This is a genomic window from Acinetobacter sp. A2 (assembly GCF_012371325.1).
Classification (GTDB): domain Bacteria; phylum Pseudomonadota; class Gammaproteobacteria; order Pseudomonadales; family Moraxellaceae; genus Acinetobacter.
The window spans coordinates 31,459-41,325 of sequence record NZ_JAAZQX010000024.1 but is presented as its reverse complement, the minus strand read 5'-3'; the positions used below and the strand labels follow the sequence as shown (position 1 = coordinate 41,325).

The following is a 9,867-nucleotide window of genomic DNA, read 5'->3' as shown; positions in this document are numbered from 1 at the left end:
ACTACTGAATCGACATAGACAAAATGAGCACTTATGCAAATATTTGTCTATATTTTTAGTTATAGTTAATTACTCTTCATTTCTAAGCAGCACCCAACCCTGTTCGACCAATTGTGCTTTGATCTGCTGTTGGGAACTGCTCAACTGTTTTTGTGCAATATTCATGGAATTTATCTCACTAATTTTGAGTATTTGCTGTGTTTAATAGCACTCATCAAGCTGAAACTTCAGGTTAAGCCGTGGCAAGCTGCTGTGCTGATGTAGTCAAAGCACTTTGAAAATGTTGTTGAATTACAGCTCTGCGCAGCTTGCCGTTATCAGTCAGCATGTGATTGGTTAAAGAAAAGGCTTGTGGCGCACGACACCATTGCTGAATTTGGGCATAGTCAGGCATACGCGTATTGGCGCGCTGAATAGCGGTAGCCAGCTGTGCATCTGAAGTTTCTGCTGCAGCATAAATCACCGCAGATAAATAAGGCTGTGCTTCGCCAAATATGGCAATCTGCTGAATTTCGGATTCACTCAGACTATTAGCTTCAACCCATTCAGGGGAAATATTGCGCCCAAAGCTACTGATAATGACTTGTTTGATACGCCCTGTAATATAAAGATAACCCTCTGCATCGAAATAGCCTGCATCACCTGTGTGAATTTCTGCGACCTCTGTTTGACCTGCTTGCAGCTCATGCATATAACCCAGCATGGCATTGCCTTTCACCACCACTTCACCATCGGTTGCGATTTTCACCTGTACATGCGGCAACACTCGTCCCACACTGCCAATTTTTCTGGCTTCAGGTACATTCAGACTGACCACTGAAGCACATTCAGACAAGCCATAACCTTCATAAACAGGTAAATTAAACTGCTGTGATTGTTTCAATAAGTCTGCCGACACCTTGCCCCCACCCACTGCAATAAATTTGAGTGAGCTCAAATCCACATCGGCATTTAAGGCTAAATATTCCACAATTGCCTTGAGCATTTGCGGTAATAAAATCACGCTTTCAATCTGATATTTTTGTACAGCATGCACAAAACGTGCGACATCAAACTGATGATTAGACATCAAGCCAAATTGATTCACCGCGCCAACCACCACCGCACGCCCCATGTTTAAGGACACATACACGCCTGCAATATTTTCCAATAAGGTTGCAAAGGGAATTAGGCATAAATGCCGCCCAAGTTGGCTGCTTTGCAATGCTTGACTCAATGCAGTGGTAATCGACTGAATAGTTGCGGCAGATAAACACACACCTTTGGGTGTGCCCGTGCTGCCTGATGTATAGGTAACTTTAACAGGGTGCGCTACAGCCCTAAATGTCTCGTGCGGTGATGCATCCAGCTGTTGTACGCTAAATAGTTGCCCTTGAAATAACGCAGATGTAGCCTGAGTTTGTAGCTGCATTTCTCCAAGGACAGGCTGTAAAACTTGTGGAATTTCAGCTGAATCACTTAACACACACAACAAATCGGTCTGACTGTCTTGCAGTAAATGTTGTATCTGTGCGGCTGTGAAAAACAAAGGCACTGGTATCACGGTCATGCCTGCTTTTTGAGCAGCCAAATCCACCACAATCCAATCTACTGTATTGCTGCCCCACAGCGCTAAACGCTGTGCCTTAGAGTGGCTAAACTCAAGACTTAGTTGCGTTACCCGTTGCTGTAAATCTGCATAACTGAGTGTCTTCTGTGCAGTCACAATAGCTTCACGATCAGGAAACTGTTGCGCATGGCGTGCAAGCGATTCAAACAAGTGCTGCATGGGTTTACCTTCTATACTGTGCTTCATCTGTTCAGGCTGAACAATCTGAATGAACATTTAGTTCTGAAAATGGTACTGTGGCTGTGTTACTGCGAAAGCTGCGGCAACATTAATAGCAAGCACATAAGGTTTCTGCTGATAATAGCTACCCCATTGTTGCTGTGCAGCGCCCAATACTTCTGGATTTGCCTTTTCCAACACATGAAAATGCAGCCCCATGTTTTGCAACACATAACGCACGGCGGCAGTACCTGTGCAAACTGCCCACTGCACATTGTTTTGTGATAAATAAAACACCAAAAAAGCCACCATCAATTTAGCTTTACTCATGTCTTGCGCTGCCAAGTTGCCAATTTCGACAATCTAGGTTCTAGATACAGGCATTGCACTGAGCTGACTTAAAATATTTTCGATGGGTGCATCTAAATACTGTTCTAAAAAAGCATGTGCGGTTTTGAGCTGCTGCAGACCAATCGCGACTTGTATTTCAGCATCGGCATAGCCTGCAAAAAGCGTGTCTGAAAAACTGGAAATACTTGCCTGATGGACTTTCTGATATTTATCACGAATAAAGTTTTCCAGTGCCCAGCGTTCAGTGGCACTACGCTCCACAGTTTTGATGCTTAAATGCTGTGTGTTATTTTCTATATAAATTGCAGGGACAGTATCCGCTGTTTGTGCTGAATAGGTCGGTTTGAAATGTGGCTCTAGTAAAGGTGTCGTTTGTAGATATTTATGCAAACCACAGGCTTGCTGATTTTTTTTCTGACTAAAATGAGCATCCAAAAAATGCGCTGTGCTAGATGAATGTCCATCAAAACTAAACTTGATCATGTGCATGAGGTTGTATCTGAAATCACTCAAGGCTCAAGATAGAAACCCAAACTTAAACAAAACTTAAGCCGCTACAAACTGTCACAATTCCAATTTTTTTCGCACAAAAAAAGGAGCTGATGGCTCAACTCCTCATTTTTCAAAAACAGCGCTCGGAAATCCAATTGAGCGCATAGCCTCTAATCTTAATAAGCGTACGATGCAATGGCTGTCGCAATTGGTTTATCTTCATCATTCACCATGGTCATGCGCATGGTACAGCCTTTACGACCTAAGCGTAGGGTTTCTGCACGGGCAATAAAATATTTACCACGTCCTGGTGCTAAATAATCTACTCGCATATCTACTGTGGCCAAACGGGTAACTTTTTTAATGGTATCGGGCAAGGTTTCAGGTTCTGTCTTTTTATACAGCTCTCCCATCGCCACAATCCCACCCACACTGTCCAAAATAGTTGCAGCCACGCCGCCATGTAAAATTTGAAATGCGACATTGCCCACCATATAAGGCTGCATTTCAATATAGGCTTCAATTTGACCATCTACCACACGCATACTCATGCCATTGTGCTGAAAAAATGGCGAGCTATTAAAGGCATGAACCAATTGTCTTAGCACAACATCTATATCCACCTTCGCACCCAAATGTATATTTCCAGTCCAGCTTTTCTCTGCATTACTCATAACGTGCCCAAATGTCCAAACAACTCAATTTCCAAACAATAAAAACAGCCAATGTATGCCCAAATCAAACTTAAGGGGCTACAATAGTCTCCTAGTTTAATACTGATCAGCGAGATTTTTATGACCTACACGTTCAATCGTCCTGCATTTCCTGCCACTCGTATGCGTCGTATTCGTAAAAATGATCAATTACGCGCCATGGTGCGTGAAACGCATCTAACGACTGATCACCTGATTTACCCTGTATTTGTTTTACCAGGTCAGAATCAAACCCAAGATATTCCAAGTATGCCGAATATCCAGCGCTTATCTGCCGACTTATTACTGAAAAAAGCCGAGCGTTTAATGCAGCTGGGCGTGACCAAACTGGCTTTGTTTCCAGTGACTCCTCAAGAAGACAAAAGCCTGACTGCTGAAGCAGCATGGCGTGAAGATGGCTTGGTGCAAAACACGCTCCGCCTGCTAAAAAAAGAATTACCAGACATGGTACTGATTACCGATGGCGCACTTGACCCTTACACCACCCATGGTCAAGACGGCATTATTGATGACACAGGTTATGTGCTGAATGATGAAACCGTTGAATGTCTGATTAAGCAAGCCTTAAGCCATGCTGAAGCGGGTGCTGACGTGGTTGCACCAAGTGACATGATGGATGGTCGCATCGGTGCTATTCGTCAGGCCTTAGAAAGCAACGGCCATATTTACACCTCAATTATGGCCTACTCTGCCAAATATGCCTCTAGCTTTTACGGCCCATTCCGTGATGCAGTCGGCTCTGCAAGCAACCTAAAAGGTGGCAATAAATACAATTATCAAATGGATATTGGCAACCGTGCCGAAGCCTTGCATGAAATTGCACTGGATATTCAAGAAGGTGCAGACATGGTCATTGTTAAACCTGGTATGCCTTATTTAGACATTGTCCGTGAAGTGAAAGATACTTTTGCTGTGCCTACGTTTGTATATCAGGTCAGTGGTGAATATGCCATGCTTGCTGCAGCCATTCAAAATGGTTGGTTGTCGGACAGCGTGATTATTGAATCACTGATGAGCTGCCGCCGTGCGGGTGCAGATGGTATTTGGACATACTTTGCCGAAGAAGCTGCGCTCAAACTTAAAGACATGGCATAAACAGGCGAGCTTTCATGCATATTGCAATCATTGGTGCAGGCATCAGCGGTTTGTTGTCTGCACTTGAACTGGTAGAGCAAGGTTGCTCTATCAGTATTTTTGATCAACAACAGGCAGCTCAAGCCGCGTCATGGGCGGGCGGTGGGATTCTTTCTCCCATGTATCCGTGGCGCTATCCTCAAGCGGTTAATGACTTAGCCAAATTTGCCAAACCACAATACCTCGCGTGGAATGAAAAACTCAAACCAATTACTGGCATTGATTTTGAAATCCATGAAACAGGCATGTTAATTTTTGATGAAGATGATTTTGAGATTGGTCTAAATTATGCTACGCAGCATAATGAGCCAATGCAGCAGTGTGACTATTTAAATCAGGAACAACTTGAACAAGTTAACCCGCACATTGCTGCAAAATTTAAACACGCCTTGTATTTTTCGCAATTGGCCAATGTACGTAATCCACGCTTATTGCAATCTTTGACCCAATATTTAAAGCAGCATCCCAAAGTACAATTTTTGGAGCATTGCCCTATCCAGCAATTTCAGTTGCAGGGCGATCACGCACAAGCCATTCAAAGTGAAGATGGTCAGTTACACCATGCAGATCACTTTATTGTCACTACTGGGGCATGGTCACAGCAATGGGCAGCACAACTTGGTTTAAGTATTCCTGTACAGCCTGTTCAAGGACAAATGCTGTTGTTTAAAACCCCTGCGCAATGGTTGCCTACCATGTGCATGAACAAAGTGATGTATCTCATTCCACGCTGTGACGGACATGTGTTGTGCGGTTCGAGTATGCGTCAAGTCGGTTTTGATACTCACCCTGATCCTCAAATTAAGCAGGATATTTTAAGCGCTTGTTTGGAAATGGTTCCTGAATTGGCGCAGTTTCCAATTGTGAAACAATGGGCGGGGTTACGTCCTGCTTCACCAACAGGTGTGCCTTATATTGGCCAAACGCCAAACTTTAATAATGTATGGTTGAATTTTGGACATTTCCGTAATGGCTTATGTATGGGCACAGCCTCGGCACAGCTATTAAGACAACTCATGCTTGGGCAAGAGACTTTGGTTAATCCTGCAGCCTATGACCCGAAACAGCTACAAGCTGATCCAATCTGCGCATAATACTCAGCACATTACCCTCTTTTATTTTGAGGGTACTGCTGAACCTAAACAAGCCTCTAACGCCTGTGCAAGTTTTGGATATTTAAAATGGTAACCTGCCTGCACTAAAGCTTGCGATTCAACATATTGTCCATTTAAGACCAATTGTGATTGTTCACCCAGTAACCAGCGCAGTACCAAAGCTGGCAGCACAAACAATGGGCGGCGCTTTAACAACTGTGCTGCCGTTTCTGCAAAATATTGCTGACTGCTCATTTCAGGTGCCACCACATTCAAAATTTGTGCCTCAACAGGATTGGTCATCAGCCATAAAATAGCCTCTAAAACATCTTGCAAATGCACCCATGCCACAGGTTGACGTCCATGCCCAATCCGCCCGACGGCATTTAAACGAATTGGTAATAACATTTGCGGTAAAATGCCACCACCGCGCCCAAACACCACGCCCAAGCGCATAATTTTAGTATTTTGCTGGCTGAAGCTTAACGCAGCCTGTTCCCATTGCTGGCACAACTGCGACATAAAAATATCTTGTGCTGCACTGTGTTCGGTACATACTGCTGACCATTGTTCCTGCGGGTCAATTCCGTAATACCCCACTGCCGAGCCTGAAATAATACACTTGGGGAAAATACGGCGCTTTTCAAGATATTGATATAAGTGCAGTGTGGTCTGAACTCGACTATCAAGCAATTTTTGTTTGCGTGCTGCTGTCCATCTGCCCTGCCCAATACTTTCTCCCGCCAAATTAATCACATAATCAATTTGGTCGGTGTCGAGTTCATCTAACTGCTGAATCCAGCGTAATTGTGGATGTTTGGATACTCGATTGGGCTGTCGGGTTAGCCCCACCACCCGATAATCCTGTTGCAATAAAAACGGCAACAATTGTGAACCAATAAAACCACTTGCCCCTGTTACCAGTACCAAAGGTTTATGCATCTTCCAATCTCAGCATGATGAAAAATATAGTTTTAGCTATACGTGATTTAGACTGAATGTTCAAGTCTAAGCAAATCATCATCACATAACTGATCATGTATATTTGAGGAAAATCAGATATTAACAACTTCTTTTATCAGCCAAACATTTTAACTGCCATACGCTGTGCCTGTTTACCATAAAACCAATAGGTCAGCAGATACAATGGAATTGCGATCAACAAGAACATGATCACCACCACACTCATAAATTGCGGCTGTTGCAAATACTGTAAAAAATCTTGCCAAATGCTTGGGTTTTGGCGAGAAAATATCGCCAAACCTAATAATAAAAACGCCAAGTTATAGCCCCAAAAAATCAGGCTAAATCCTAAAGTAAATGTCTTGCGTTCCTTGTCATTCGGCGCACGGTGTTGTTGTTTTAAAAACTTATACAGCACTAAAATCATGGCAACCAAATAAGGCACCGCAGTTAAAATCCCGCCTACACCCGCAGGTAATAATGCAGCCAATACGCCACAAATACAGGTCATCACAAAGCAATACAAGAAAAACCAGATAAAATAACGGCTTAGCGATACCATAAAGATGACTCAGACAAAAGATTCAGCCTAGTATAAAAAAAATTGATTTTTTTTTCATGAAATTGTCAACCGAATACAAAAGCCTGACGTTATATAGGCTACAAGGTCACAACAACCGTTAATGTGTATTGGCATCCACAATATTTTCGGTGACCTGACTAAAGCAATAAATCGCATGCAGTGAAGTTTTGAACAGCAGCCAAAGCTTTACTGCATCGCAAGTTTTCTTTGACCGACGATTTCATCATCACTCGAATCGTCGGTCTTTATTTTTTGATCTTTTATTTTTTAGATACGAGTATTTTTTAGATACGAGCACCTAAGTCGGTTCACTCAAATAACAATTACGACCTGCCCGTTTTGCACGATAAAGTGCACGATCTAAATCATGCAGAAATTTTATTTTATCGTCGGTAGGCTCAATAACGGCTGTTTTTACACCCATACTGATCGTGACATGCTGTGCAATTGGAGATTGTGCATGCTCAATATGGGCATCACGAATGTTTTGTATGATGCGATTGGCCAATTCTGCTACGGACTCTGCTGATGTGTCTGGCAAAATCATCACAAACTCTTCTCCACCAAAACGTGCCACAACATCTCTAGGACGTGACAAAGAAGATTTTAATATTTTTGCGACCTCTTGTAGGCAGGCATCGCCCTGTATATGCCCATAATGGTCATTGTAGTTTTTGAAGTAATCAATATCGAACATAATCATCGACAGTGGACACTGTTCGCGTATCGCAGACAACCATTCACGATGAAATAACTCATTAAATAAACGACGGTTGGCAATTCCCGTGAGACCATCTTGATAAGAATATTCTTCTAACTGCGTACGTAAACGCTCTAATTCCTGTTCCTGCTTTTTCCGTTCAGAAATATCGAACATAAAACCGACCAAACTTTCGGTTTTATCTTCTGCATCACGGACGACATGCACAACTTCACGCACCCAAATATAATCGCCCGATGCTGTCAGTGCACGATAGTCTGCTTCATGGTCAATACCTGCAATCGACTGCGCCACACACATATCCACAATGCGTTCACGATCTTCAGGATGCATCCGTGTTGCCCAATCTTCAACAGACTTCCAAGAGCTTGGCAGCCAACCCAATAGTTTTTCAATTTGCGGACCGACATAGCGGTATTCTTTCGTTGCCCAATCGATTTTCCAAGGAATTGCCAAGGTAGACTCTAACAAGGTCTTGTAAATCTGATCTTCTTCGAGCGTCCCTGCTAGTTTATCCTGTGAAAAAGGTTGATCTGACATGTCCATCACCCCAATATAGTGAATATTTCATGACTTAAGCGCATGAATAAAAAACCGATTCAATCGGATTGTCACTATACTGTACTGTTTTTTTAAGATTCTGTATATTTCTTACGCAGACGATCAGACCAATATATTCATTATTCAGAAAATGTACGACAGCTCATGTCGCTGCACAACAATCGTGGCTGGCCTTATTGCCCCAGATTTCTTATATTAAACCCATAAAAAACCAAGAGCTTTATAACGATGACGGTTCATTTTTTACATACTTCTGATTGGCATTTGGGGCAATTTTTCCACCACCATGAACGTGAATATGAACATACCGAATTTCTAAATTGGCTCTTGGCTCAAATTAAAATCAAGCAGCCAAACGCTCTACTCATAGCGGGCGATATTTTTGATGTGGTCAATCCAGCCTCAAGCGCCCAAAAACAGCTCTATCAATTCTTAACGGATGCTCACGCGCTCGCACCCCACATGCAAACTTTGATGATCGCAGGGAATCACGACTCCGGTTATCGTATTGAGCAGGTCGAACCATTTTTATCTAAGTTCAATGCTAAAGCAGTTGGAGTGGTTAAAAAAACTGCCGAACAACGTCTAGATTTAGACCGCCTGCTAGTCCCAATTTATGATACAGAACAAAATATAGTGGCATGGTGTCTTACCCTGCCTTATTTACGCAGTGCAGAAATTACTGGCATCAGTGAAGAAACGACGAATACTCAGTCTGCAGTTGCCTATTTGCATCAACAACTCATTGCCGAAGCCAAAGCTCGCAAACAACCCGATCAAGCCTTAATTTTAATGTCACATGCGCACATGCAAGGTGCTGAAACTTCAGACTCTGAACGCCCAATTGTAGTGGGTAATGAAGAAGCGCTATCCACCGCATTGTTTGATGAAGTGATTGACTATGTGGCACTCGGGCATTTACATAAACCACAGCAGGTTGGACAGCCACATATTCGCTATAGCGGCTCGCCCATTCCTTTGTCATTTAGTGAGCTCAATTACAAGCACCAAGTCCTTGAAGTCAAAATTGACCCTACCCGTACCGACGCTCAACGCTTTCAATGTGAAAGTCTGGTGATTCCACGCAGTGTAGAGCTAATTCGAGTTCGCTGTGAACTTTCAGAGCTTATGAACGAATTAGCTCAATTACCTCAAGATGAAATCGCTGATTTATGTGCACGTCATTTTCTGGAAATTGAATATTTGAGTGATGCGCCACCACCTGTCGATTTACGTCAGCAGATTGAACAAGCTTTGCCTGCGAACCGCTACCGCTTATTACGCATTGCCCGACGTTTTCAAAAAAATGAAGACACCAATCTTCAACATTCCAAAATTGACTTAGAGCCACCGACCCCAGAAAAACTGTTTGCGAGCTTATGGGAAAAAATGGGCTATCAACCCGATCAGGATGCCACACGCGATTTTTTACAGCTTTTGGCTGAAGCGCAACACGAACTCGATCAAAATAAAGCTTAAGGATTTGC

The 9,867-nt window shown here is 43.0% G+C and carries 8 protein-coding genes and 1 pseudogene; 3 read left to right on the top strand and 6 right to left on the bottom strand.

Translation table 11 applies throughout. The features are described 5' to 3' along the window. Nucleotides 1-232 precede the first annotated feature (232 nt). The 3 genes and pseudogenes from HHA43_RS09845 to HHA43_RS09835 form a co-directional block, all read right to left on the bottom strand. Nucleotides 233-1,825, bottom strand: a complete 1,593-nt coding sequence (locus HHA43_RS09845; RefSeq protein ID WP_228278943.1) for an AMP-binding protein — start codon at nt 1,823-1,825, stop codon at nt 233-235. Beyond that, nucleotides 1,826-2,602: pseudogene (locus tag HHA43_RS09840) on the bottom strand (thermostable hemolysin). A 185-nt stretch (nt 2,603-2,787) separates the two neighbouring features. Next, the gene (locus tag HHA43_RS09835; protein WP_154320424.1) at nt 2,788-3,285 is read right to left on the bottom strand and encodes a thioesterase family protein; all 498 of its coding nucleotides are present in this window, start codon (nt 3,283-3,285) and stop codon (nt 2,788-2,790) included. 120 nt (nt 3,286-3,405) lie between these two features. On the opposite strand from HHA43_RS09835, the gene hemB reads away from it, so the two are divergent. Beyond that, on the top strand, nt 3,406-4,419 hold the full coding sequence (hemB, locus tag HHA43_RS09830; RefSeq protein WP_168418224.1) for a porphobilinogen synthase: 1,014 nt from the start codon (nt 3,406-3,408) through the stop codon (nt 4,417-4,419). A gap of 14 nt (nt 4,420-4,433) precedes the next feature. Beyond that, nucleotides 4,434-5,552: an NAD(P)/FAD-dependent oxidoreductase gene (locus HHA43_RS09825; protein WP_168418225.1), complete on the top strand. Its 1,119-nt coding sequence runs from the start codon at nt 4,434-4,436 to the stop codon at nt 5,550-5,552. 21 nt (nt 5,553-5,573) lie between these two features. Here the strand turns inward: HHA43_RS09825 and HHA43_RS09820 are convergent, their stop codons facing one another. The 3 genes from HHA43_RS09820 to HHA43_RS09810 all read right to left on the bottom strand — a co-directional run bounded on the left by HHA43_RS09820 (nt 5,574) and on the right by HHA43_RS09810 (nt 8,359). Next, nucleotides 5,574-6,494 carry a TIGR01777 family oxidoreductase gene (locus HHA43_RS09820; RefSeq protein ID WP_168418226.1) on the bottom strand — a complete coding sequence of 307 codons (921 nt, stop codon included), beginning with the start codon at nt 6,492-6,494 and terminating at the stop codon, nt 5,574-5,576. Nucleotides 6,495-6,630: 136 nt separating this feature from the next. Then, the gene (locus tag HHA43_RS09815; RefSeq protein ID WP_168418227.1) at nt 6,631-7,077 is read right to left on the bottom strand and encodes an ABZJ_00895 family protein; all 447 of its coding nucleotides are present in this window, start codon (nt 7,075-7,077) and stop codon (nt 6,631-6,633) included. 319 nt (nt 7,078-7,396) lie between these two features. Then, entirely contained in the window at nt 7,397-8,359 is a 963-nt protein-coding gene (locus HHA43_RS09810; RefSeq protein WP_168418228.1) for a GGDEF domain-containing protein, read from the bottom strand. 249 nt (nt 8,360-8,608) lie between these two features. Here HHA43_RS09810 and HHA43_RS09805 point away from each other — a divergent pair, with 249 nt between their 5' ends. Beyond that, entirely contained in the window at nt 8,609-9,859 is a 1,251-nt protein-coding gene (locus HHA43_RS09805) for an exonuclease SbcCD subunit D (protein WP_168418229.1), read from the top strand. The last annotated feature ends 8 nt before the right edge of the window (nt 9,860-9,867 follow it).

Bases quoted from the DNA above. Each gene is read 5' to 3' on its own strand.
- HHA43_RS09845 (WP_228278943.1), bottom strand. From the start codon at position 1,825: ATGTTCATTCAGATTGTTCAGCCTGAACAGATGAAGCACAGTATAGAA.
- HHA43_RS09835 (WP_154320424.1), bottom strand. From the start codon at position 3,285: ATGAGTAATGCAGAGAAAAGCTGGACTGGAAATATACATTTGGGTGCG.
- hemB (WP_168418224.1), top strand. From the start codon at position 3,406: ATGACCTACACGTTCAATCGTCCTGCATTTCCTGCCACTCGTATGCGT.
- HHA43_RS09825 (WP_168418225.1), top strand. From the start codon at position 4,434: ATGCATATTGCAATCATTGGTGCAGGCATCAGCGGTTTGTTGTCTGCA.
- HHA43_RS09820 (WP_168418226.1), bottom strand. From the start codon at position 6,494: ATGCATAAACCTTTGGTACTGGTAACAGGGGCAAGTGGTTTTATTGGT.
- HHA43_RS09815 (WP_168418227.1), bottom strand. From the start codon at position 7,077: ATGGTATCGCTAAGCCGTTATTTTATCTGGTTTTTCTTGTATTGCTTT.
- HHA43_RS09810 (WP_168418228.1), bottom strand. From the start codon at position 8,359: ATGTCAGATCAACCTTTTTCACAGGATAAACTAGCAGGGACGCTCGAA.
- HHA43_RS09805 (WP_168418229.1), top strand. From the start codon at position 8,609: ATGACGGTTCATTTTTTACATACTTCTGATTGGCATTTGGGGCAATTT.